22 protein-coding genes are annotated in these 25,177 nt (G+C 53.8%); 16 read left to right on the forward strand and 6 right to left on the reverse strand.

Going from position 1 to position 25,177, the window contains the following annotated elements; translation table 11 throughout:
• Positions 1-46: 46 nt before the first annotated feature.
• From P3B99_004395 to P3B99_004430, 8 genes are all read left to right on the forward strand, one after another.
• On the forward strand, positions 47-1,942 hold the full coding sequence (locus tag P3B99_004395; protein WYJ08362.1) for a beta-galactosidase: 1,896 nt from the start codon (positions 47-49) through the stop codon (positions 1,940-1,942).
• Between the two features lie 102 nt (positions 1,943-2,044).
• Entirely contained in the window at positions 2,045-2,926 is an 882-nt protein-coding gene (gene dapA, locus P3B99_004400; GenBank protein WYJ08363.1) for a 4-hydroxy-tetrahydrodipicolinate synthase, read from the forward strand.
• Positions 2,927-2,928: 2 nt separating this feature from the next.
• Entirely contained in the window at positions 2,929-3,657 is a 729-nt protein-coding gene (dapB, locus tag P3B99_004405) for a 4-hydroxy-tetrahydrodipicolinate reductase (protein ID WYJ08364.1), read from the forward strand.
• A 105-nt stretch (positions 3,658-3,762) separates the two neighbouring features.
• Positions 3,763-4,353: a Holliday junction branch migration protein RuvA gene (gene ruvA / locus P3B99_004410; GenBank protein ID WYJ08365.1), complete on the forward strand. Its 591-nt coding sequence runs from the start codon at positions 3,763-3,765 to the stop codon at positions 4,351-4,353.
• A gap of 3 nt (positions 4,354-4,356) precedes the next feature.
• The gene (locus P3B99_004415; GenBank protein ID WYJ08366.1) at positions 4,357-5,373 is read left to right on the forward strand and encodes an Mrp/NBP35 family ATP-binding protein; all 1,017 of its coding nucleotides are present in this window, start codon (positions 4,357-4,359) and stop codon (positions 5,371-5,373) included.
• Between the two features lie 14 nt (positions 5,374-5,387).
• Entirely contained in the window at positions 5,388-7,001 is a 1,614-nt protein-coding gene (locus P3B99_004420) for an AAA family ATPase (GenBank protein ID WYJ08367.1), read from the forward strand.
• Positions 6,994-7,737 (forward strand): ubiquinone/menaquinone biosynthesis methyltransferase, encoded by a 744-nt coding sequence (locus tag P3B99_004425; GenBank protein WYJ08368.1) that lies wholly within the window; start codon positions 6,994-6,996, stop codon positions 7,735-7,737. Before P3B99_004420 ends, P3B99_004425 begins: the two co-directional genes overlap by 8 nt.
• Positions 7,737-8,558, forward strand: a complete 822-nt coding sequence (locus P3B99_004430; protein ID WYJ08369.1) for an RNA pseudouridine synthase — start codon at positions 7,737-7,739, stop codon at positions 8,556-8,558. The genes P3B99_004425 and P3B99_004430 overlap by 1 nt, the downstream gene beginning before the upstream one ends.
• 49 nt (positions 8,559-8,607) lie before the next feature.
• On the opposite strand, the gene P3B99_004435 is transcribed toward P3B99_004430, so the two are convergent.
• Positions 8,608-8,952, reverse strand: coding sequence for a type II secretion system protein (locus tag P3B99_004435; GenBank protein WYJ08370.1), 345 nt, complete (start codon positions 8,950-8,952; stop codon positions 8,608-8,610).
• Between the two features lie 125 nt (positions 8,953-9,077).
• Here P3B99_004435 and ndk point away from each other — a divergent pair, with 125 nt between their 5' ends.
• From ndk to folD, 5 genes are all read left to right on the forward strand, one after another.
• Positions 9,078-9,494, forward strand: a complete 417-nt coding sequence (gene ndk / locus P3B99_004440) for a nucleoside-diphosphate kinase (protein ID WYJ08371.1) — start codon at positions 9,078-9,080, stop codon at positions 9,492-9,494.
• A complete protein-coding gene (locus tag P3B99_004445; protein WYJ08372.1) occupies positions 9,494-10,135 on the forward strand; it encodes an RsmG family class I SAM-dependent methyltransferase in 642 nt (213 codons plus the stop codon). The genes ndk and P3B99_004445 overlap by 1 nt, the downstream gene beginning before the upstream one ends.
• 226 nt (positions 10,136-10,361) lie before the next feature.
• Positions 10,362-11,051: a class I SAM-dependent methyltransferase gene (locus P3B99_004450; GenBank protein WYJ08373.1), complete on the forward strand. Its 690-nt coding sequence runs from the start codon at positions 10,362-10,364 to the stop codon at positions 11,049-11,051.
• Between the two features lie 20 nt (positions 11,052-11,071).
• On the forward strand, positions 11,072-11,410 hold the full coding sequence (locus P3B99_004455; protein ID WYJ08374.1) for a hypothetical protein: 339 nt from the start codon (positions 11,072-11,074) through the stop codon (positions 11,408-11,410).
• A 6-nt stretch (positions 11,411-11,416) separates the two neighbouring features.
• Positions 11,417-12,295, forward strand: a complete 879-nt coding sequence (folD, locus tag P3B99_004460; GenBank protein ID WYJ08375.1) for a bifunctional methylenetetrahydrofolate dehydrogenase/methenyltetrahydrofolate cyclohydrolase FolD — start codon at positions 11,417-11,419, stop codon at positions 12,293-12,295.
• Between the two features lie 92 nt (positions 12,296-12,387).
• On the opposite strand, the gene P3B99_004465 is transcribed toward folD, so the two are convergent.
• From P3B99_004465 to P3B99_004480, 4 genes are all read right to left on the reverse strand, one after another.
• The gene (locus tag P3B99_004465) at positions 12,388-13,698 is read right to left on the reverse strand and encodes a Gfo/Idh/MocA family oxidoreductase (GenBank protein WYJ08376.1); all 1,311 of its coding nucleotides are present in this window, start codon (positions 13,696-13,698) and stop codon (positions 12,388-12,390) included.
• Between the two features lie 30 nt (positions 13,699-13,728).
• Entirely contained in the window at positions 13,729-15,048 is a 1,320-nt protein-coding gene (locus P3B99_004470) for a Gfo/Idh/MocA family oxidoreductase (GenBank protein WYJ08377.1), read from the reverse strand.
• Positions 15,049-15,225: 177 nt separating this feature from the next.
• Positions 15,226-16,611, reverse strand: coding sequence for a magnesium transporter (mgtE, locus tag P3B99_004475; protein WYJ08378.1), 1,386 nt, complete (start codon positions 16,609-16,611; stop codon positions 15,226-15,228).
• A gap of 47 nt (positions 16,612-16,658) precedes the next feature.
• Complete coding sequence (locus tag P3B99_004480; GenBank protein WYJ08379.1) at positions 16,659-17,798, reverse strand: tyrosine-type recombinase/integrase; 1,140 nt, start codon at positions 17,796-17,798, stop codon at positions 16,659-16,661.
• 205 nt (positions 17,799-18,003) lie between these two features.
• On the opposite strand from P3B99_004480, the gene P3B99_004485 reads away from it, so the two are divergent.
• From P3B99_004485 to P3B99_004495, 3 genes are all read left to right on the forward strand, one after another.
• A complete protein-coding gene (locus tag P3B99_004485) occupies positions 18,004-20,925 on the forward strand; it encodes a pentapeptide repeat-containing protein (GenBank protein WYJ08380.1) in 2,922 nt (973 codons plus the stop codon).
• 135 nt (positions 20,926-21,060) lie between these two features.
• Positions 21,061-21,765: a type II secretion system protein gene (locus tag P3B99_004490; GenBank protein WYJ08381.1), complete on the forward strand. Its 705-nt coding sequence runs from the start codon at positions 21,061-21,063 to the stop codon at positions 21,763-21,765.
• Between the two features lie 287 nt (positions 21,766-22,052).
• A complete protein-coding gene (locus P3B99_004495) occupies positions 22,053-23,504 on the forward strand; it encodes a PEP-CTERM sorting domain-containing protein (protein WYJ08382.1) in 1,452 nt (483 codons plus the stop codon).
• Positions 23,505-23,659: 155 nt separating this feature from the next.
• On the opposite strand, the gene P3B99_004500 is transcribed toward P3B99_004495, so the two are convergent.
• Entirely contained in the window at positions 23,660-25,135 is a 1,476-nt protein-coding gene (locus P3B99_004500; protein WYJ08383.1) for a rhamnulokinase family protein, read from the reverse strand.
• Between the last annotated feature and the right edge of the window lie 42 nt (positions 25,136-25,177).

Consider the following 25,177-nt stretch of genomic DNA (forward strand, 5'->3'; position numbering starts at 1 on the left):
TAAACAAGATTCGACAAAACCTAAGCTGCGTTTAAACTTCGGATTCATGAAAACAATATACACGGGATTGCTATTTGCTGTTTTATCGACGCTCGCGGCATGCGCGACATGCGCGGGCGAAAGTCGAAAGGGAACCGCCCACGTTGACGAAAACGGCGTGTTTGTGGACGGCAAGCCGTTCAGGTTTCTGTCGGGCGAAATGCACTATTTCAGAATACCGCGCGGGAACTGGAAAGACAGAATAGAAAAGCTTAAAGCATGCGGGCTGAACACGCTTGCCACATACGTTCCGTGGAACCTGCACCAGCCGTCGGAAGACGAATTTTATTTCGACGGAATTGCCGACCTCGACGCATACCTCAAACTCTGCAAGGAGGAGGGGCTTAAAGTCATGCTGCGCCCCTCGCCGTACATCTGCGCGGAGTGGGACTTCGGCGGACTCCCCGCGTGGCTTCTCAAAGACCGCAACCTCACCATCAGGTGCTCCGACCCGAAGTACCTCGCCGCGGTAAAAAAATACTACGACAAACTTTTCGAAATCGTCAAGCCGCACTTCTGCAACAACGGCGGCGCGGTGGTCGCAATACAGCTCGAAAACGAATACGACAACTTCGCCGACGACGCCGAATACATAGAATTTCTGCGCGACTACGTTTTGAATACGGGCTTCAAGGGCATAATCTACTCCGCCGACCCATCGCCCACAAGCGCGCTAAACCCGCTGCCTGTGGACGGCGTGTGGCTCACGGCAACCTGCGGCGGCAAGCTGGTTTCGACATTCAAAAAGATGAAGCGCATACAGCCCGACAAGCCTGTAATGGTCAGCGAACTCTGGGCGGGTCAGGGAATGCGCCTAAAAATTCCCCTTCGCGTTCGCGACTACAAGGCGACAGCCGCAGAGCTTGACGAATTTCTCGCCATGGGCGGGCATGTCAGCTTCTACATGTTCCACGGCGGAACGACGTTCGGGCTGATGAACGGCGCAATGCGCAAGACCTCCGCCTTTGCGGAATTCCGCCCGCAGATTTCAAGCTACGACGTGGACGCGCTCCTCAACGAAGCGGGCGACCCCATGCCGAAATATTTTGCATTCCGCGAAGTGCTTTTGAAATACAACCCCGACGCGAAAAACATTCCCGTCCCCCCCGCGTCGAAAAAGGTAAAACACTCCGACGCCGTTTTTGAAAAATGCGCCTCAATGCGCAAAAACATCGAAAACCTCTCGCCGAAAACAATAAAATGCGCGGTGCTCCCGACGATGGAGGACACGGGCTTCAACTACGGCTTCATAAACTACTCGGCGAAAATCAGGCCGCAGATTTCGGACTCGCAGCGCCTGTCAATCTACGGAATCCGCGACCGCGTCTGGGTGAACCTCGACGGCGCGGACATCGGCGACTGCGGGCAGAACGACCCCGAACCGATTTACAAAATCAAGGTCGGCAAAAACGGAAGCACGCTCAACATACTCGCGGAAAATCAGGGGCGCGTGAATATCGGGCCTACGATGGCTGAAAACCGCAAGGGCATCACGGGCGGCGTGCGCATTCAAAACGAATACCACTTCGGCTGGACGGCAAACCCGATTCCCCTCGAAGACATCTCGAAAATAGACTGGAAGCCGCTCGGCAAAACGGCGTCGGCGGACAAGTCGGAATACCCCATGTTCTTCAAGGGAAAATTCGAGGCGTCGGAAGCCGCCGACTCTTACGTGTCTTTCGAAAACTTCACGCGCGGATACATCTGGATAAACGGCTTCCTGCTCGGCCGCTACGACGCCGACAGCCCGCTGAAAACGACATACATTCCCGCGACGCTCGTCAAAAAGGGCGCAAACGAAATAGTCCTGCTTGAATGCGACGCCGCAAAAGAGCCGAAGCTCGAATTTACAACGCAGCCGCGCGGACTCGTAAAAGACGAAATCAAAATTCTAAAAGACTGAACGCCCGCGCCCGCCGCGCCGCGCAAATCTCCCCGCCGAAATCGGGGAGAAAAAGTCTAAAAAGTGTTGCAAGACGCGCGGGGTTTGGTTGAATTTACGGATATGCAAAATTTTTCAGGAGTTTGGACCGCTTTGATTACCCCGATGACCGAACAGGGCGTCGATTACGACGCGCTTAAAAAGCTCGTCGAAGCGCAAATCAAGGGCGGCGTTAAGGGACTTGTCGCGGTCGGAACGACGGGCGAATCGCCCACGCTCGACCCCGTGGAACACATTGTAGTAATCAAGAAAATCATAGAGTACGCAAACGGCCGCGTTCCCGTAATCGCGGGAACAGGCTCGAACTGCACGCGCGAAGCGGTGCACCTCACAAGAGAGGCGGACGAAGCAGGCGCGGACGGCTTCCTCGTCGTTGCGCCCTACTACAACAAGCCGTCGCAGGAGGGCGTATACCTCCACATGGCGGAAGTCGCAAAATGCACGCGCAAGCCGATTTTCCTCTACTCGATTCCCGGGCGCTGCGGAATCGAAATCTCCAACGACACCGCCGCGCGGCTGTACAAAAAATTCCCCAACATCTGCGTGATGAAAGAGGCTGGCGGCAAGGTTGAAAAGGTCGAAGATCTCAACGGCAAAGTTGACGCAAACTTCACGATTTTAAGCGGCGACGACGGACTTACGATAGACTTCATGAAAAAGGGCGCAAAGGGCGTAATCAGCGTGGCGTCTAACATCGTTCCCGAAAAGATGGTCGAAATGGTGGACCTCATGCTCGCGGGCGAAACGCAAAAGGCGCAGGCTATTTCGGACTCGTTCGCGGGCTTCTTCCACGCGCTGTTCATCGAGCCGAACCCCGTTCCCGCAAAGACCGCAATGGCATTGAAGGGCATGATTTCAAGCCCCTTCGTGCGCCTGCCGCTCTGCGCAATGCGCCCCGAAAACCTCGAAAAACTCGAAACCGAAATGAAAAAGGCGGGGATATAAAAATGGCTTTCAAAATTCTCATAAACGGCGCGAACGGGCGCATGGGACACGCAATCGCCGCAACAGCAAAAGAGGCGGGCATGGAATGCGTCGGGTGCGACTTGGGCGACAACGCCGAAGACCTCATCAAAGACTGCGACGCCGCGATAGACTTCTCTTTCCGCGACGCGACCGCGCCGCTTGCAAAACTCTGCGCAAAATACAAAATACCCCTCGTGATAGGCACAACGGGGCACTCGCCCGAACAGCGGGCGGAAATCCTCGAATGCGCGAAGGAAATCCCGATTGTGTGGGCGGGCAACTACTCGCTGGGCGTGAACCTTCTGAACTATTTGACGAAAATCGCCGCAAAAATTCTCGACGACTCCTACGACGTGGAAATCGTGGAAATGCACCACAAGCACAAAAAGGACGCGCCCAGCGGCACGGCGGAAAAGCTCAAAGAGATTGTCTGCAAGGAGCGCGGAGTCGGCGAAGACTCGGTTTGCTACGGGCGCAAGGGAATGGTCGGCGAGCGCAAGGCGGGCGAAATAGGCGTGCACGCGCTCCGCGGCGGAAGCGTCGTCGGAGACCACACCGTGATTTTCGCCGCCGACGGCGAACGCTTGGAGCTTGTCCACAAGGCCGCCGACAGGGCGGTGTTCTCGAAGGGCGCGGTTCGCGCGGCGCAGTGGCTGAAAGGCAAGCCCGCGGGACTCTACGGCATGGACGACGTTCTGAATTTGAAATAACGCACAGCGTCCGCGCCGAAAAGCGCGGACTTTTTTATGCTTGCGGGCAAAACGCGCCCGCGCAAAAAACCGCCGCCAACAATTGCGCGGCAAACGGAGTTTTTTATGATAGTCGGGATAAAAGGCAAACTGGTTTCGTCGTCCCTGTTCGAGGCGGTCGTTGAAACGGGCGGAATTTTCTACGAAGTGAACATTCCGCTTACAACTACGGAATTACTTCCGAAAACGGGAAGTGAAGTCATGCTGTACACGGTGGCGGTCTACCGCGAGGACTCGCAGTCGCTCTACGGGTTCGCGTCGGCGTCCGACAGGGACTTCTTCAAAACGATAGTCGAAAAAGTCTCCGGAATCGGGCCGAAAACCGCGCTGAACATGATGAGCAGAATGTCGGTCGCAACACTGCGCGATTCGATAAAATCGGGCGACGTCGCCACGCTCTCGAAATGCCCCGGAATAGGCAAAAAGACGGCGGAGCGGCTTGTGCTAGAATTGAAGGGAACTCTCGCGGGCGTTTCGGGGTCTGCAAACGCGGCGGCGGGCGGCGCGGAAAATTCGAACGTCTCCGACGCTGTCGCGGCTCTGGCGGCTCTGGGGCTGAAAGTTTCCGACGCCGACAAATGCGTCCGAGCGGCGGTGCAAAAACTGGGCGCGGACGCCGACACGGAAGCCCTCGTAAAATTCGCATTATCCAAGTAAATTATGACAAAAGAGGAAATTTTAAACACGCTCAAAGCGGTAAAATACCCGCCCTACTCGAAGGACATAGTGTCGTTCGGAATGGTAAAATACGTCAAGACCGACGGCTCGCGCGCGGAAGTGCGCATATTCACGGGCGGCGAAAAGGAGGCGGCGAAAAAGGTCGTCTTGGAGGCGACGAAAGTTCTCGAAGCCGCATACCCGAACGCGAAGTTCGACGTGGTTCTACTTGCGGAAGACCCCGCAAAGGCGCAGGCTCCCGCGCCTAAAAACGAAACGCTCGCGGGCGTCAAAATGAAAATCGCGGTGGCGTCGGGCAAGGGCGGCGTCGGCAAGAGCACGGTCGCGGTGAACCTCGCAAAGGCGCTGGCGGAAATCTTTTCGAAAGGCGGCGAAGCGCGGGTCGGGCTGATGGATTGCGACATTCACGGGCCGAGCGCGGCGATTCTGATGGGCGAAAAAGTCTTCCCGTCAGTCACCCCCGACGAGAAAATCGTGCCGCCGACAATCGACGGAATCAAGGTGATGTCGATGGGCATGCTTGTTGATGACGACCAGCCGCTAATCTGGCGCGGGCCGATGGTCACAAGCGCAATCAAGCAGTTCGCCGAACAGTCCGAATGGGGAGAGCTTGACGCAATGGTAATAGACCTACCCCCCGGCACGGGCGACGCCGTGCTGAGCGTTGTGCAAATCATTCCGCTCGACGGCGCGCTGATTGTAAGCACCTCAAACAAGCTCGCCGCGACAACCGCCGCAAGGGGCGCAATGGTCTTCGAAAAAAGCGGCGTGAGGATTTTGGGAGTGCTCGAAAACATGGCGTATTTCCAAATGCCCGACGGCTCGAAGGAATACGTTTTCGGAGAGGGATTCGCCGACGAGGCCGCGCGGAAGCTCGGAACGGAAGTCGTGGCGAGGATACCGATAGACAAAAGCCTGCAAAGCGGAAATCCGTCGGGGGCGTCGCGCAAGATTTTCCTCGAACTCGCGCGCAGAATTTCCGACGCGCTCAAAAAGTAGCCGATAACATTCACATGAACACCGACAAGCCCGAAAACAACCCCGACGAAAAACCGAAGCCCGAAAATCCGCTCGAAGAGTTGAAGAAACAGCTCGAAGGAATTTTCGGCGGCAAGCCCGTGAAAGTCGAATTCGGGGAGATTCCGTTCGGGGCGCAATCCGAACAGGGAGAACGCCCCGCAGACCCCGCGGACGACTCGGAGGAAGTGCTCAAACGCATTCGCGAGTTCTCCATGAAGCCGCGCGAAATACGCGACTACCTCAACCGCTACGTCGTCAAGCAGGACGAGGCCAAAAAGGTGCTTTCGGTCGCAATCTGCGACCACTACAACCACGTCCGCCGCTGCCTCGAAAACCCCGACGTCAAAGAGCTTGAATACGGCAAGCAAAACATTCTCATACTTGGGCCTACGGGCGTCGGCAAAACATACCTCATGCGGACAATCGCAAAGCTCATCGGCGTGCCGTTCGTCAAGGCTGACGCAACGAAGTTCTCGGAAACGGGATACGTCGGCGCGGACGTTGAGGACCTTGTGCGCAACTTGGTGAAGACCGCAAACGGCAACGTGGACGTGGCGCAGTACGGCATAGTCTACATCGACGAAATCGACAAAATCGCGGGGCGCGGCGACTTCGGCGGCAAGGACGTTTCGGGGCGCGGCGTGCAGATAAACCTCCTCAAACTCATGGAGGAATCGAACGTAAACGTAGTCGGCCCGCAGGACATGATGGGGCAAATGCAGATGGCAATGAGCGCGCGCGGCGGCAAAAAGCCCAAGCGCACAATCAACACGCGCCACATTCTGTTCATCGTAAGCGGCGCGTTCGACAAGCTGGGCGAGTCAATCGCAAAGCGCATGAACCGCGGCACAATCGGCTTCGCGTCGGACTCCGACTTCGACAAAAACGCCGACAATTCCGACTACCTGAAATTCGCCGAAACAAGCGACTTCATCAAATACGGGTTCGAGGCGGAATTCATCGGCAGACTCCCCGTGCGCGTCGCCTGCGAAGCCCTAAAACCCGACGACATCGCCGACATTCTTGTGTCGTCGGAAGGCTCGATTTTGAAGCAGTACCGCGAGGATTTTGCGGGCTACGGCATAGATTTTTCGATAACCCCCGAAGCGGTCAAGGCAATCTCGAACCTCGCGTACCTCGAAAAAACGGGCGCGCGCGGGCTGATGACAGTGCTCGAACGCACCCTGCGCGACTACAAATTCGAGCTGCCGTCGTCGGGCATAAAAAGCTTCGAGCTTAACACGCGCACGGTCGAAAACCCGAAGGAGACGCTCAAAGAGCTGCTCGTGGACAACGGCGATTTGATTCGCGACTCAATGCTTGCCGACATCGAAAAGTTCGCCGCGTCGTTCCGCGAAAAGACGGGCTTCGGGCTGAAACTCGACGACGGCGCAAAACGTGCGCTCGTCTCCGAGTCGGTCGAAAACGACAAGTCGGTGTCGGCGGTCTGCGAAAGGGTTTTCAAGGATTTCAAACACGGGCTTGCGATTGTATCGCGCAACACGGGCGAGACGGAATTCGCAATCTCCGCCGACTGCGTGGGCAACCCCGACAAGTTTTTGTCGGACATGGTGGTGCGCTCCTTCGGAAAAAAATCGAATGAATAACGGAAACAAAATAGCCGACCCCGACAGCCGCGAGGAAAACTCCGTAAAAAAAATGTTCTCCCGCGTTGCCCCGTTCTACGACGCCGCAAACCGCGCAATGACTTTCGGGCTCGACGTTCTCTGGCGCAGGCGGCTCGTCCGCGCCCTCTTCCCGCGCGGAGCGGCGGGCGCAAAGACGGTGGCGGACATCGCGTGCGGAAGCGGAGACGTCGCGCTGGAAATAGCCGCAAAATATCCCGACGCGGAAATAAAGTGCGCCGATTTCTGCAAGCCGATGCTCGAAATCGCCGCAAAAAAATTCGCAAAGAAACGCCCCTACGCGAAAGTCGAATTCGTCGAGGCGGACTGCGAAAATCTGCCTTTCGGCGACGCCGTTTTCGACGGCGCGACAATTTCGTTCGGCTTCCGGAATTTCAGAAACAGACCCGCATGCCTGCGCGAAATATTCCGAACGCTCAAACCCGACGCGCGGCTCTGCGTACTCGAAGTCTGCCGCGCGCGCGGCGCGTTTGCGGCGGCGCAAAAAATTTTCATGGGCAAATTCGTCCCCCTTGCGGCGTCGCTTTGCGGCGGCGTCAGGGCCGACTACGAATACCTTGCGGAGACAACGCTCGCATATCCGCCGAGGGAGGAAATTGAAAAAATGTTTCTCGACGCGGGCTTCGAGTCGGTCTCGACGCGCCCGATGGCGTTCGGACTTGTCGCGATTACGGCAGGGCAAAAAGGAAAAAAATAATGGACGAAAAAAAACCTCCGCACGGCTCGGAATTCGGCGAACAGGCGGGACTCGTCGATATGGACGAATTTCCGACTTGGATTGTCTACGAAGACGACAACTTTCTCGCGCTAAACAAACCGGGGTGGCTCGTATGCCACCCGTCGAAAAACGGTCCGCTGTCGAGCCTCGTGGGCGCGGCGCGGGAATACCTCAAAGCCGACGTGCTCCACCTCGTCAGCCGCCTCGACCGCGAGACGAGCGGGATTGTCATGCTAGCTAAAAACAAAGAAACCGCAAGCACCGCGCAAAAGGCGATGGACGGTAGCGGGCTTGTCTCAAAAACCTACCTCGCGCTCTTGGAGGGCAGACTCGCGGGCTGCGCGACGGTCGCCCAGCCGCTCGCCGACGACAAAAAATCGCTCGTGGCAATCAAGACATGCTGCGCCGTTCAAAAGCCGTCGGCGAAAAAGGCGATAACGGTTTTCACGCCGCTTTCGTACTCGCAAACGGGCGGCGACTACACCCTCGCGGAGGTCAAAATACTCACGGGGCGCAAGCATCAGATACGCGTCCACGCCCAGTGGCTGGGGCACTGCGTCGTTGCCGACAAGCTCTACGGACACGACGAAACCCTGTACCTCGACTTCGCCGAAAAGGGCTTCACGCCCGAAATGCTGAAGGTGCTTCCCATGAAGCGGCAGGCTCTGCATGCGTTCGAAGCGGATTTCTCGCGGGTGTTCCCGAACCTCGTTTTCCGCGCCCCGCTGCAAGCGGACTTCCTGCAATTCATGTCGGAAAGGCAAATCGCCCTACCCGCAAAATACGACATCGCAAAATAAAAAACGCGCGGGAAACATGCCCCGCGCGTCGAAACGCATTTGCGCAAAATCAGTACTCGCGCTCGATTTTCCCGCCGAGCGGATTGTCCACCGAAACCTTGCCGCCGTCGGCGGAGATTTCGATTTTGTCGTACGACTCGCCCGCCACGGGGAGAAGCTCGCCTATGTATTTCGACGAGACGAGGGTCTTGTAGTCAACCGTTTTTACCGACTTGTCGACGACGTATTTCTGACCCGCGTGGACGATTTTCGAAACGTTCGCCGAAATCGCGTCTTCGCGCACCGACTTGCGGATTTTAACCGCCGCGGGAACGAACACCGCCGCAATCAAACCGATTATCGCAAGAAACAGAACCGCCTCTATGACGGAAAATCCCTTTTTCAAATTCTTCATGCCTTTAAATGTCGGCAATTTTCTCCGAAAAATCAAGCATTAACGCAGGGCGCGGCGGCGGTCGGCGCGAAAATTTCCGATTTTTTTTGTTGAAGCCGCCGGTATAAAAAAACAAATTCAAACACATGAAAGAAAGAACCTTTGTAATTTTCAAACCCGACTGCATCGAAAAACGCCTCGTTCCCGAAGTGCTCTCGAAATTCCTCAAATCTGGGCTGGACATCGCCGCGTGCAAAATGGTCAGGCTCGACGAGAAAATCCTCGAAGAACACTACGCGCACATCGTGGGCAAGCCCTACTACCCGCCGCTTGTGAAATTCATGATGCGCAGCCCCGTGATACTCGCGGTGCTCGAAGGCACCGACGCGGTCGCAAAAGTCCGCAGGCTGCTCGGCCCGACGGACTCGTGCAAAGCCCCCGCGGGCACGATTCGCGGAGACTTCGGCGACGACACCCGCGAAAACATCGCCCACGCCTCCGACTCTCCCGAAAACGCGGAAATCGAAATCAAACGCTTCTTCAAGCCCGAAGAAATTTTCTAATGCCCGACCCTTTCGAAAAGCTCCCGAACCTTTCCGACGGCAAACGCGCAAAACTGCTTGAATTCGCCGCCCTCCTGCGCGAAGTCAACACAAAGGTGAACCTGCTTTCGCGCAAGGATATGGACGACGTCGAATATCGCCACGTGGCGTTCTGCGCGTCCATTTCGGAGTTTTTCAAACCCGCCGACGGCGCGAGAATCGCCGACGTAGGCTCTGGCGGCGGGCTTCCCGGAATCGTCATGGCTGTGCTCTACCCCAACGCGTTTGTCGAAATGTTCGACGGCGTGGGCAAGAAAATCGCGATGGTGAACGAAATGATTTCAGCCCTCGGACTTTCCAACGCGTACGCGCACCACGCGCGAATCGAGGAATACAAAGACTCTTTCGACTACGCGACGGGGCGTTCGGTCTGCACGCTGCCGATGTTTTTCGGCTTCGTGAAAAAACGCCTCAAACGCGGGAGCAACGGCAACCTGAAAAACGGCGTAATCTACTTCAAGGGCGGCGAGTTTGAGCCCGAACTTGCCGCGCGGAAAATCCTGCCCGACGCCGAGCTTGACCTGCAAAAATTCTTCGGCGACGACCGCTTTGAGGGCAAGCGCATAGTCCACTTCCCGACGGAGTCGGTGCTGAAAATTTAGCGCGGACGCGGCAAATTTCGGAGCGCAAAAACGCGCGGGTATAATTTTTCCCGCGCGTTTTAAATTTTCCGACAGCGTATGCGCGGCTCGTTCCGCAAAACAGCGCGCGGCAAACGCGACGTCGCAGAACGGATTTTTTCAACGCGCGGAAATTTTCAAAGCCGCCGACCGCGGCAAAAGAAACGCAAGCCGAATTTCGTTGCGGAACGCGCGGCGTTCGGCTTAGATGGACGGCATGGACGCAAAGGAGCAGTTTGCAAAAATTTCGGCGCAGTACGATTCGCAACGCCGAAACCTAATTCCCGATTTCGACGGATTCTACGGCGCGGCGGTGGACGCGCTCGAACTCCCCGCGAACGCGCGGGTAGCCGACCTCGGCGCGGGCACGGGAATACTCGCGGCGTTTGTCGCGCGGAAATTTCCCGACGCCGAATTGGAGCTTGTAGACATCTCCGACAAAATGCTCGACATCGCAAAAAAACGCTTTGAGGGCAACCCCCGCGCGTCGTTTGTTCTGTCCGACTTTGCGTCGTGGAAGCCGCGCGGCAAGTACACGGCGGTCGTCTCCGCGCTCGCAATCCACCACATCGAAGACGGCGCGAAAAGGTCGCTCTACAAAAAAATCTTCGACGCCCTCGACGACGGCGGCGTGTTCGTCAACGCCGAGCAGATTCTTGGCGCGACTCCCCAAGCGGTCGAGAAAAACGCGGCGGCGCGTGAGGAAATCATGCAAAAATTCATGACGCCCGCCGAGACGGAAGTCGCGCGGGAACGCCTCAAATGCGACAGGTGCGCGACGCTTTCGGACAACCTCGAAATGCTCGCCGACGCGGGCTTTGCCGAAGTCGGCGCGCGCTTCGAAAACCTCGATTTTGCCGTGCTTTGCGCAAAAAAGTTCGTCTTGCAATCGGAATAAAAAAACCTAATCTGCGCTTTATGAAAATGAAAATCACGCCGCTTATCGCAGCCGCAACCGCCATAGTCGCGTCGCTGTGCGCATGCAAATCGACAACGACAATAGACCCCACTCCGCGCGACGTCACGGGGATTCTCAAATACACGGGCGCGACATACGCGCCGTTCCACGCGCCCGCGCCCTACAACTTCGCAATCTACAACGTCGACGGCCGCTTCATCGCGTATGTTGACACAACGCAAATCGTAATCCCCCAGCTCAACACATACCGCGACAAGCTCGTGGAAATCAGGGGCGCGATTGTCAAGGACGACGGCGACACCGTCCTCCGCGCGGAATCAATGAAAATCAAACGCTAATCATTTATGCCAAAAATTATCGACGGAAACGCGACGGCAAAAAGCATTCACGAAGAGCTTAAAGCCGAACTCGCAAACCTCAAATTCGGACGCCGCCCGTGCGTGGCGTTTATCCGCGTCGGCGAAGACCCCGCGTCGGTCTCGTACGTCAAGAAGAAGGAGCGCGTTGCCGGCGAAATCGGAATCGAAAGCCGCCTCCACATTCTCCCCGAAGACACCAAGCAGGAAGACCTCAACGCGCTCATCGACAGGCTCAACAACGACGACGCCGTAGACGCAATTCTCATACAGGCGCCGCTTCCCAAACAGCTCAACGAGCGCGACACGTTCAACCGCGTCCGCGCCGACAAAGACGTTGACGGATTCAGCAACGCAAACCTCGGCTTCCTCTGTCAGGAAGACTCACGCGCGTTCGTGGCGTGCACGCCCGCGGGCATTATAGAGCTTCTCAAACGCGCCGAAGTACCCACAAAGGGCAAACGCGCGGTGGTAATCGGGCGCAGCCTCATCGTCGGCAAACCCATGGCTCTGCTGCTGATGAAAAAGGGCGCGGACGCAACCGTTACGGTCTGCCACTCGCGCAGCGAAAACATGAAGGAAATCTGCGCCCAGGCGGACATTCTCGTCGCGGCGGTGGGACGCCCCAACACGGTTTCCGCCGACATGGTAAAGGACGGCGCGTGCGTTATCGACGTAGGCATAAACCGCGTGCCCTCGACGGAAACGAAGTCAGGGTACAGGCTTGTGGGCGACGTCGATTTCCAGAACGTCGCGCCGAAATGCTCGGCGATTACCCCCGTCCCCGGGGGAGTCGGACCGATGACGGTTGCGATGCTCATGAAGAACACGCTCGCCGCCTACAAACGCCACATGGGCGTGAAATAACGCAAAACAAGTTCAGAATCCGCTCCGCCGCCGAACGCGGCGGGCGCAAAAAAAGCCCCGAATTTTCGGGGCTTTTTCGTTTGCGTTTGCGATTACGCAAGCTCGTATTTTCCGGGGACGGGAACGGAAACTTGGCGTTTTTCGAACTTCCATTCCTTCGGGGCGAGGCTTTCCTTCGACTTCGCCTCCATCCAGCCGTACTTGAACTTCTTGCCCGAGAACGCGCTCATGCGCCCCGCGATTGCAATCAGGTTCGAGCCCAGCAGGGTGTCGAGCGTGTTTACGCGGCGTCCGTTGCGGATTGCGTCGAGCAGGAACTTGTGTTCGGCGACGTAGGGGTTTATGATTTCCTGCGTGTTGGCGTAGATTGTCTTGCCCTTGCGGTCGATGAATCTGCACCTGCCGCCCGATGTCACCAAAGTTGCTTTCGAGCCTACCACGCGCTCGCCGACTTCGCCCGAAGTCTTGCGCTCCTGACTGCACGAGCTCATGAGCCTTACGCCTTCGCCGAAGTCGTAGTCTACAACGCAGTGCGTGAACCTGTCGCCGTACTGGGGCGAGGGAAGGTCGGCGTCGGCGCTTCTGCCGCCCCACGCGCGGAGTTCCACGGGGAAGCGGTTGTCGCCCAACGCCCACATGATGACGTCGAGGTTGTGGACGTGCTGTTCGACGATTTGGTCTCCCGAAGTCCAGATAAACGCGCCCCACTTGCGGATTTGGTATTCGGTGGAGTCGAAGCCGAGGTCTTCCCAGCCCGTGTAGCCGCCGACGTAGTACGCGCCGTTCCAGTAGCACTGCGCGGCGAGGATTTCGCCGATTTCGCCGTCGTGAATGCGCTTCATGACGTCCTGATACGCGGCGGAGTGGCGGCGCTGGTTGCCCGTTACAATGCACATTCCCTTTTCCTTCGCCTTCTTGGAAAGCTCCCTGATTTCGCGCGCCTGCGTGATGTCTACGCATGCGGGCTTTTCGAGGAACGCGTGCTTGCCCGCTTCGACGATTTGCGCGAAGTGCGGCGTGCGAAACACGGGCGGAGTGGCTTCAATAACCAAGTCTACGTCCTCTTTAAGGAGCTGTTCGCAGCAGTCCCAGCCCGTGAAAGTTTTTACGGTCGAGGGGTTGAAGATTTCGTCGGACTGCGCCTTGAATTTCTTGTCGCAGAAGTCCTTGATTTTCTTCTTGGCGTTGGGGAGCTTGTCGGCAAACAAGTCCGCCATCGCGACGACCTTTACGTTTTGGTCGGCCTCAATCATGTTGCATGTCGCGCCCGTGCCGCGGCCGCCGCAGCCGATAAGCCCCACCTTGATGCGGTCGCTGCCTTTGATTTGCGCGTAGCTGAAACGCGGCAGAGCCGCCGCCGCGCCGAGAATTGCCGATGTTTTTACAAAATCGCGTCTTTCCATAATTTTCAATTTCTCCTGATTTTTAATTTATTAAACGAGTTTGTATTTTCCGGGAACGGGAACGCCGTTCCACGGCATGCGTTTGCCGAGTTCGATTTTTTCGGGGCAGAAGCTTTCCTGCGACTTCGCCAAAACCCAGTCGAACTTGAACTTCTTGCCGGAGTACGCGCTCATGCGGCCCGCGATTGCAAGGAGGGTCGAGTTTACAAGCTGGTTGATTTTGTTGACGTGTCTGCCTTCGCGGATTGCGTCGAGCAGGAATCTGTGCTCTTCCGACATGCACTCCTTTGCCTTTTCCTTGTCGCAGACCCAAAGCTTGTTGCCCTTGCGGTCGGAAATGTAGATTTGGCCGTAGAGGTTGGAGTACATAATGCCCTTTGTGCCGACGAGTCTTTCGCCGATTTCGCCCGACGATTTCGGATCCTGCTGGCAGTAGCTTTGGAGGCGGAGGCCGTCGCCCATGTCGAAGTCCACCTCGAAGTTGCTGAAACGGTCGCCGTATGTCGGCGTGGGAAGGTCGGTGCTTCTGTTGCCCCAGCCGCGGACTTCAACAGGCTTGCGGTTGTCGCCCAACGCCCACATGATGACGTCGATATTGTGGACGTGCTGTTCGACGATGTTGTCGCCCGAAGTCCAGATAAACGAGAACCAGTTGCGGATTTGGTATTCCATGGTGTCCCACGCAAGCTCCTCGTTTCTGTGGAAGCCGGGGCCGCCGACGTAGACGGGCGAATTCCAGTAGCACTGGGCGTTGACGATTTCGCCGATTTCGCCGTCCTGAACGCGCTTTACCATTTCCTGATAGCCCGAATAGTAGCGGCGTTGCGTGCCGCAGACTACGCACAGGCCCTTTTCGTCGGCCTTTTTGGAAAGTTCGAGCATTTTGCGGGCCTGAACCGCGTCGACGCACGGCGGCTTTTCGAGGAACGCGTGTTTACCCGCCGCCACGATTTTTTCGAAGTGCGGAGTGCGGAACACGGGCGGGCACGCGTCGATTACGACGTCGATGTCGGTCGCCAAAATTTCGTCGACGCAATTCAGACCGACGAAACGCTTTACCTTCGACATGTCCAAAATGCCCTTCGCGCTGTCGCCGAGCTTTTCGATGTGCTTTTGCACGCGGTCGAGAGCCTGCTGCGGCTTGTCCGCAAAAAGGTCGGCAACCGCCACGATTTCTATGTTCTGGTCGGCGGAAATCATGTTGCATAGCGCGCCCCTGCCGCGGCCGCCGCAGCCGATAAGACCCACTTTAATGCGGTCGTTTCCCTTTGCCCTTGCAAGGCTATAACGCGGCAACGCCGCCGCCATGCCCAACACAGCCGTCGATTTCACAAAATCGCGTCTTTCCATAATAATAATCCTTTGTCGATAATTGTTGTAGGTGATTATAAAAAATTTGAACGCAAGCCTCCCCCCGCGAACAAAAAAAAGCTTATGGGCGATTCCGCCTCTTTAAATTGACACTAAATACCGCGCGGAGATTCCGTCAACAAAAAAAACGCAATCCGAGCGGACGCGTCGGGATTTTCACGAAAGGAAAATGGAGGCAAGCCCCAAAAAAATGAAAAAACCGCCCGAATCGGTAAAGCCCGTAGTGAAAATGGACGAGCCGGAGGCGGGGTCGAACCCGAAGCGTTTGAGCGTGAACGGAATGAAGCTTCCCATGAAGCCGCCGAGCGACATGTTTATCACCATCGCAACCCACACAATCAGCGCGAGATCGAAGCGGAATGTCGTAATTACCGCAAGAAGCGCGCCCAGCAGCCCTATGCAAATTCCGTTCAAAAAGCCCTTGCACGTCTCCCGCACGCAGACCCTGCGCATATCGAAAATCCCCGCCTCGCCGAGCGCGATTGACCTCACCGTGACCGCGAGCGTCTGCGCGCCCGTGTTTCCGCCGATGCCGGCTATTATCGGCATGAACACCGCAAGAAGCGGGAGGGCGGCTATGTTTGTGTCGAACATTCCCACGACGCCCGACGCTATGAACGCGGTCAGCAAGTTCACCAAAAGCCACGGCGAACGCTGCTTTATGCTCGTCGAAATGGGGTCGAAAAGACCCTCGTCCGCGCCCGCGCCCGCGAGTTTCTGCAAGTCTTCCGTGCCCTCCTCGCGCATGATGTCGATAACGTCGTCGTGCGTGATTATCCCCAAAAGTTCGCCGTTTTCGCCGACCACGGGCAGCGTATGGTAGTCGGTATCCGCCATGATGTGGGCGACGATTTCCTTGTCCATCGAGGGCGAAAGCAGCCCGATGAGGTTGGTCGCCATGATGTCGCGGACTTTCGCGCCCTTCGGGGCAAGCATGAGCGCGCGCATGGAAACCACCCCTTCGAGAATGTCGCCCGAATCTACGACATACAGATAGTAGATGTTCTCGTACTCGTCGCGCATGCGGCGGACTTCGCCGATTGCCTCGTCAACCGTCAGCTGGTCGTCGAGGGTGGCGACGTGCGGGTTCATTATCGCGCCCGCAGTGTCGGCGGGGTATTCGAGAAGCTCGCGGACGTTTTCGGCGGTTTCGGGCTGCGAACGCTGCATGCCTTTAAGGAGCCTGTCCCTATCCTCCTGCTCCAGCTCGCGGACGATGTCGGCGGCGTCGTCGGGCTCCATCTCGTTGAGGACGGAAACCGCGCGGTGCTCGCGCATTTCGGAGACGAGCTCCGCGGACATGTCGGGGTCCATTTCGGAGACGACCTCCGAGACCTTTTCGGGGTTGAGCTTGCGGAGAACCTGCCGCTGGGTGTCTACGTCGAGACGTTCGAGGAAGACCGAAAGCGTGTGGGGAGTGGTTTCTAGGAGGGTTGCGGTGTCGAGCTTGTCAAGCTCGTCGGCTTCGGACATTACGACGAGGTCGTAAAGCGAATAGCCGTGTTCGCTCTGGGCGTCCAATATGTCGTCGTCGTTTGACATTCCCCTAAAAAATCGTCGAAGTACATTTTATTTTTACGGCCGACAATTCAAGACTTTTCGCATTCCCCGCGAAATTTTTTTGCGCCCGCCCGCGCGTGCGCGCGGCGGCTTTGCGGGAATAAACCCGTTTTGCGGTTTCCCCAACCCGACACATAAAAGCGGGTTTTGCAAAATCGCAGATAAAAAATATCAGTTAAAAAAACACCGCGCCTCGACGCGGGAAAAATGCCACGCATGTTGACGTAGCGCGAGCGGAGCAGCGACTGGTCGCGATGCCCCATGTTTAATTGCAGGCGCGGCAAGTCGGCGTAGCGTTTTGCGTGGAAGCTTGCGTAGGTGTGGCGCAGAATGTCCTGAATCCAGCATCCGCGAAAGCCAGAGTTATCGCGGATTTTCCGCCAGCGGCGTTGCCAGTCTGTCGGGCATATATGGGAAGAGTTTTGGGATTTGCGGGAAATCAAGAGCCTGTTCAAGACGGGCGGAATTTCCACCTGCCGCACGCCGCCTGTTTTCGAGCACTGCGAGCGGACGGTGATTGTCTTTTCTTCGGTGTCGATATCGCGCCAAGTTAGCCTGCGGACTTCGCGCGGGCGGATTCCAGTGTAGACCAAAAGCGCGGCAACGACCCCGCAACTCGGACTTTCGAGCTGGGCAGTCTTGATTAGCCGCCTTGTTTCGGCAAGTTTCAACGGCAGGATTTCTCTTTCGATTACTTTCTTGCGCTCGATTCGCTTTATCGGGTTTTTGTCGCACCATTCGCGGCGTATGGCGAATTCAAACAGACCGTGCAACATAGTCCGAGCCTTGTTGAATTGCGGGTTGGTATGAAACGCCGCATTCAGCCATTCCTCGCATTCCGATACGCTAAGCTCCGAAAAGTTGCGCTTGCCGAGTTCGGGATTTGTCCGCAAAAGACGGTTTCCGATACAACGAATGTCCCTTATGGAATCTGGACGCAAGTGCTGCTTGCTTTTAAAATATAAAGCGAACCCGTCGGATAATGCCATTTCCTTCACCCGAATACTGCGCAAGCCAACCTCAATAACTTTCAAAATAAACTGCGCGTCGGTCAATTTGCAACCGCTTGGCTTTGCGTCCAAAATGTTTTTGACATAACGCGCCGAATCGAGAACCGACACGGTCGCCGCCCCCAAAACTTCCTTAGCTGAATTTAGTATAGTGTTCATCGTATTTAAAATACGATAGTCAAACATCAATTTCCAAAAAACTTTTGAACTTTTTGAAATTAGCTACTTCGGCAATTTTCTTGAACGGTTGGGAAACGTAATTTTGCGTTGGGTTTGAGAAATTGTACTTTTTAAATTTATTGCAATTCAAATTCTTGCAACTTTACGATGACTATCGTATTTTAAATACTATGCTCGTGAAATCATGAAAAAAGCATTCATATTCCTGCAAGCAGCAATCATTTCAAGCGTAGCTTTTGCCGACAACGAAAATTTTGACGGACAAGACGTTAGTGGTCGAAGTTTTAGTGGCTCATACGCTAATTCAAGTTGGGTAGGTTCTATCGCAATCGGGACGCGCTTTTCCGACTATTATACTAATAGCGACTATAGTAATTCGGATTTTAGCAACGCCAATTTGACTGCGGCTACATTTTGGGAAGCTACATTGACTGGGGCGAATTTCACAAATGCGATAATAAAACATGCATATTTTAGCGGTACAACTTCGAAAGGGTTTACTGAGGCGCAATTAAAATCGACCAAGAGCTATCAGGAAAAAGATTTAGGTAGAATAAACCTTGATGGAAATGATTTAAGTGGATGGGATTTTAGCGAGCAGAACTTAGAGAGAGCTAGCTTTTATAATGCTACGTTGACAAGTGCGAAATTAAGCAAGGCTAATTTAACTTCGGCAGAATTTAACAGTGCTAATTTGGCAGGTGCAGATTTAAGCAATGCTGATTTAACTTCGGCAGATTTTTGCATTGCTAACTTGACTGACGCGAATTTCACCAATGCAAATTTAACTTCGACAAACTTTAACAGTGCTAATTTGGCAGGTGCAGATTTAAGCAATGCAAATTTAACTTCGACTACATTTGGGGATGCTGCATTGACTGACGCGAATTTCACCAATGCTACAATAAAAGATGCATATTTTACGAATGCTAACTTGACTGGGGCGAATTTTGCGAACACAAATTTAACTTCGGCACATTTTCATGGGGCTACTTTGACCGGTGCAGATTTAAGCAATGCAAATTTAACTTCGACATATTTAGATTATGTTAACTTGACAAATGCAGATTTAAGCAATGCTGATTTAACTTCGGCATATTTAGGCGATGCTAACTTGACTGACGCGAATTTCAATAATGCAACAATAAATGGCGCGAATTTTAGCGGTATAAATTCGAAAGGGTTTACTGAGGCACAATTAAAATCGACCAAGAGTTATCAGGAAAAAGATTTAAGCGATATAACCTTTAGTCCGTGGGGTAGTGATTTTAGTGGTTGGGATTTTAGCGAACAGAACTTAGAGAGAGCTAGCTTTTATAATGCTACGTTGACAAGTGCGAAATTAAGCAAGACGAATTTAACTTCGGCAGATTTTAACAGTGCTAATTTGGCAAGTGCAGATTTCACAAATGCGATAATAAAAGACACAAATTTTAGCAATGCAACTTCATTTACTGAGGAACAATTAAAATCGACCAAGAGCTATCAGGAAAAAGATTTGAGCGGAATAAAGTTGCTCTATAACGATTTGAGTGGTTGGGATTTTAATGAACAGAACTTAAGCTCTGCTGATTTTTTGGGTGCTACGTTAACGGGAACAAGTTTTACAAACGCAATAATCAAAGGTGCGCGTTTTTCAAGTATTGCAAAAGATCAGTTGCTATCAACCAAGAGCTATCAAGAAAAAAATCTGGAAGGAACAAGTTTTTTGCAGTGCGACTTTTCTGGTATTGATTTCAGTAATGCAAACCTAAATTCGGCGAGCTTTTCGTTCACGGCGTTAGCAGGTTCAAATTTCAATAATGCTACAATAAATGGCGCGAATTTTAGCGGTACAACTTCGAAAGGGTTTACTGAGGCGCAATTAAAGTCGACCAAGAGCTACCAAGAAAAGGATTTAGGAAGTATAAGTCTTGGCAATAATGATTTAAATGGCTGGAATTTTAGCGGGCAAAATCTAACATCTGCAAGTTTTGAAAATGCTTCTTTGGCAAATGCAGATTTAAGCAATGCTACAATAAATGGCGCGAATTTTAGCGGTACAACGTTGAAGGGTTTTACTGAGGCGCAATTAAAATCAACCAAGAGCTACCAAGAAAAAAATTTGAGCAGTATAAATCTTGGCAATAACGATTTAAATGGATGGAATTTTAGCGGGCAAAATCTAACATCTGCAAGTTTTGAAAATGCTTCTTTGGCAAATGCAGATTTAAGCAATGCTACAATAAATGGCGCGAATTTTAGCGGTACAACGTTGAAGGGTTTTACTGAGGCGCAATTAAAATCAACCAAGAGCTACCAAGAAAAAAATTTGAACAGTATAAATCTTGGCAATAACGATTTAAATGGATGGAATTTTAGCGGGCAGAATCTAACATCTGCCAATTTTGAAAATGCTTCTTTGGCAAATGCAGATTTAAGCAATGCTACAATAAATGGCGCGAATTTTAGCGGCGCCGATTTGCGCGGTGCAACGTTTGAAAACATTGTCGGCGACCCGAATTACAAAAACACGATAATGACGGACGGAACAATCAAGAATTTTCGGATGATGGGCTATAAGGACAATTTGCTTATTCGTAAATATGAAAATTCTGACGGGAAAACAATTTCCGCGAAGATTTCGGATTACCATAGATTTGCCTCAATTTCTTTTGGGGAGAAGTTGACTCTTGAAAATGGTGCGGCGTTCGAAATTGCAAACAGAGCAGTTCTGTATGTTGGTTGGCGCGGAATGATTCAAATTGACACTGATTTAAGCGGTTCTACGAAATTCACGGTAGGCAAATATTCCAGTCTTTATTTTTCGGACGGGGCAACTCTTACTGTAAATATTGTTGAAGAGATATTGTCGAGCGATGTCTACGATGTTGCTGTAATTTCGTTTGCAGATAGTTCTCGTATTTCCGGATTGGGTGATTTTGTTAAGGGCAAAACGTTATTCCTGACCGTAAACGGAAAGAAATTTAGTGGCGCGTGGGACTACGCGCTTAAAAGCGACGGATTGTACATTTCACTCAACATTCCCGAGCCTGCGACTTATGCGGTTGTTTTTGGGCTGTTGGCGATGGGGGTTGCGGTAAGGCGCAATTTGAAAAGGAGATAGAAGCGCAAAGCGAAAAAACTTGGGGCGCGGCTCATTTTGGACTTGCAAAAAATCGGCATATGCAATTTATTTCGGGCTTGCAAGGGGAATTGATATTGCCGCCCTTGCGCTTCTACTTTATACAACATGACAACTATGAAAAACATAAAAAAATCAAAAGGTTTCACGCTCGTCGAGCTGCTCATCGTTATCGCCATTATCGGCGTTCTCGCCAGCTTGATTTATCCCGCCCTCTCTCAGGCCATGGGTGCGGGCAGCAAAGTTAAGTCGATGAACAGCGCAAGCAACATCGCAAAAACTTGGCTCTCCTATGTCAAAACGGGCACTAAAACCCGCATCGTAACGGGTCAGACCATCTACGACTGGGCCGCCGCCCTCGCCCGCGGCGTTGACGACTTCAACGACCCCAAGCTCTGGATTCTCGACTTCGACCTCCCCGTTATCGAAAAAATTTCCTCGGGCGCGGCTATGCCCAAGTTTGTTATCGACCGCAAAGGCTCGAACACAAGGCTTGACCCCGAATTCAAAAGCTTCCCCATCAGCTGGGCCGTCGCAAACCGCACAGACCCCAACGCGCCCTCGGGCACTCCCCTCGTCTGGACGCGCGGCTTGAAGCCCAACGGCGAGTGGGACGCCAACGAAGGCGTGTTCAAGCGCGAGGGCGGCCACATTGCCTACACCGACGCGCACGTCGAATGGTACACTTCCCTCCGCGACGAAAACACGGGCCAGGGGCTCTTGACGGTCTACGGCGAAACGTCGAGAACGTTCAACATTGCGCAGGCAATCCGCGGCGGCTCGGGCAACATTCTCAAAAGCTCGGTAGGTTTCGAAGAATAACCTCGGGCAGATTATAATCATTTTTTATCTCCTTGCGCGGACGCGTCCATTCGGGCGCGTCCGTTTCTTTTGCAAGAAAGCGCGGGTAGCAGACGAGCAACTTGCCTTTGGCAAGCAGAAATTGCGAACTGAGTTGGAACGAAGTCGCAAATTCAATAAATCTTGGGCAAATAATAATTTCCCAAAATATTCTTGCAAATTCGGGGCGGAGTGCTTTTACTATATTATAACAAAAGCCTGTTTGGGCATATTTAATTTCAAACCCAAAAATTATCTACTAAACAGCAATGAAGAAAACAGCTACAATCCTACTCGGTTCGCTCTGCGCCCTCTGCGCGCAAGCTGCGGACAACATCTACGGCGGTGCCGATTACGAAAAACGCACGACAATTAAGGGTGAAGACGTAGTCCTCAACCCGAATCAAGCATCTCCGACCGCAGAAGCGTTCTTCGGGAACAAAGACCAAGACAATACAATCAGGTCTCTCACGACAAATGGTTCGCCAAGCAAGTGGAACTGCGCGTTCGGGCTTATTATCGACATCAAATCGACTGCCGACACTTTCGATGCCTTCTACAACAACGGCACAATGTCGTGGAATGGCGCATACACCAAAAGCCTTGTATTCCAAAACTCAGCAGGCAACAGCACATACGCCAACATCGATTTGGGTACGTTCTCAATGCAGACCAACAACCTTAGTGAAACTGGCAGATTGAAAATTCTCACAAACGCAAACGTTACGGGCACGTCGTTCACGGCAACCAACAATGTACAGTTGATTATTGACAACAACTCGACTGTCACCTACCAGATGAGCGGAGCGACGACGTTCAACAATACTTCGCTCCTCCAAATCGGAAGCGGCTCGACGTTAAACGCCACAAATTCGACGTTTTCGTTCAATGGCGCTAATACCAAGGCTATAATCAACGGCGTCTTCAACTACGTTGCCACAAACGGAATCAACCTGAAGCTTAGAAACGCCACAATTTCGGGCGCGGGCGCAAAAGTTATTGCAACCGAAGTCAAGAGCGGCACGGCAAACGCGAACTCGCAAATCTACTTTGACGGCGAAAACATCGTTTCGGACGGTGCAAGCATTGAAGCGACAGGCGCACTCAGGCTCAATGGTGGCAGCAGGCTGGTAATTGACGACACCGCCGGCGAAATCAAGCTTACGAAGACGCTTGCAAGCGGCATATTATACTGGGGCAGAGTTCTCTTTGCTGGCAACGGCGAACTTATTGTCAACAAGAAAAACGCGTTCACCACAGACAACACAAAGGGTTTTGCACAGCTGACGAACGTCGGCGGTCTAAGCAGCCCCAACAAGCTCACTGTTGCCGCCGACAACAACTTTGAAGGCGTATACTTCCAAGACTCATCGAGAATGGAAATCACGGTAATCGACGGAGTGAAAGCAAACTTCAATACCGTCGGCAGAAACGCAAGCAAAGACACAACCTCATCGCCTGTTCTCGCAGAACTCCACTTCGCCGATTTTGTTGAAGGCACAATCTTCTTCGACGAAAACGCTTGGTGGAATGACGAAAAGCTCACGGTGACCGCAAACGACGGCTCGAACAGCTACACAAAAGACCAGCTCGCGCTCGTGGAAGTCAATTCCGAATACGGCAAATACGCGCTCCGCTTCCAAATCCCCGAACCCTCGACGTACGCGGCGATTTTCGGCGCAATCGCGCTGGGCTTGGCGGCATACCGCAGACGCAAATAAGCGCAAAATTTCAAAACAAAACCGCTCCTAATTGGGGCGGTTTTTTTGTGTAAGAATAAAAAAACCGCCAACGCATTTTACCCGCCCCGCGCAAACAAAAAGCCCATGCAGAGTGTCCGCGCGGGCTTTTTATTCGGCTTGTAACGACCGCAATTTTAGAGGAAGCGTTCCTTGAATTTGCCGAGCGCGTCAGCCCAAAGTTGGGCATCGACTTTCGACGGCTCGAAAATCTTGGGTTCGCAGCTTGCCGAAATCACGGCGCGAGCCTGCGCCAGATTCGAAACTACGCCGTCTGCTTTCATCTGCATAGCGACATTGCCGAGCGCGGTAGATTCGGTCGGGCCGGCGAGAATCGTGCGGCCCGTGGCGTTTGCGGTAAAGGCGTTCAGCACGGCGTCTTTCGAGCCGCCGCCCATGACGTTGATTTCCGAGACTTTCACGCCCGCAAGCTTTTCGATGGTCTCGAAAACGCACGCGTATTTGAGCGCGATGCTCTCCTGAATGGCGCGGAAAATGCGTCCGTGGGTGTCGGGCACGGGCTGCGACGTTTTACGGGCGAATTCGGCGATTGCCGCAGGCATGTCGTCGGGCATGACGAAATCGGACGCGTCGGGGTTGAGCAGCGTGCGCATGGGCCGGCTTTCCGAAGCCTCCTTTTCAAGCTCGGAGTACGGTTTGTCGCAGCCGCGGGCTTTCCAGACTTCCTTCGATTTCTGAACAAGCCACATGCCCGTTACGTTTTTGAGGAAGCGGATTGTGTTTTCCGCGCCGACTTCGTTTGTGAAATTTTCGGCAAATGACGCGTCGGTCGCAATCGGCGAGGGAATTTCGACTCCGGGGAGCGACCACGTTCCGCTGTTAATGTAGGCTGGAAGCGCGGTGCGCGCGGGCGTTGCGGCGACGGCGGAGGCGGTGTCGTGGCTTGCCACCGCCACTACCTTCAAGTCGCCGAGTTCGCCGCGCAGATTTTGGCGCAAAGCGCCGATTGTGTCGCCGCATTCGGCGAATCCGTTTTTGAAAATCCCCGCGGGCGCGCCGATTTTCCCGAGAATCTCCGCCGACCAGCCGCGCTTGAACGGGTTGTACATCTGTGTGGTGGAGGCGTTCGTGCGCTCGTTTACCTTCACGCCCGTGAGCATGAACGCAAGGAGGTCTGGCATCATGAGAAATGTTTTTGCCCTGCCGATGTTGCCGCCCTTTTCGAGCTCCGCCGCAATTTGGAAGACGGTGTTGAAGAACATGAACTGAATGCCCGTCTGCGAGTAGATTTCCTTTTTGGAGATTTTCGCGAACACAGAATCCATCATGCCGTCGGTGCGCGAATCGCGGTAGATGTAGGGCATGTTGAGGAGCTTGTCGGATTCGTCGAGCAGCCCGTAGTCAACCCCCCAAGTGTCGATGCCGAGCGATACGATTGCGTCGCCGTAAAGCGAGCGCGCCTTTTTGACTGCGGAGACGATTTCGCCGAAAATCGCCTCGACGTCCCAGTGGAACGAGTTTCCGATTTTCACGGGCGCGCTCGCCCAGCGCGAAACCTCTTCGAGCTTGATTGTCTTGGAGTCGAAACGCCCCGCCATCAGCCTGCCGCTGCCCGCGCCCAAATCGACCGCCAAATATACTTTGTCCGCCATATTATTTCCTGTCTGTTTTTGTTAAAATTTGATTCCGCGCCG

This window comes from Opitutia bacterium KCR 482, from assembly GCA_029269845.2.
Lineage (GTDB): Bacteria > Verrucomicrobiota > Verrucomicrobiia > Opitutales > Intestinicryptomonadaceae > Merdousia.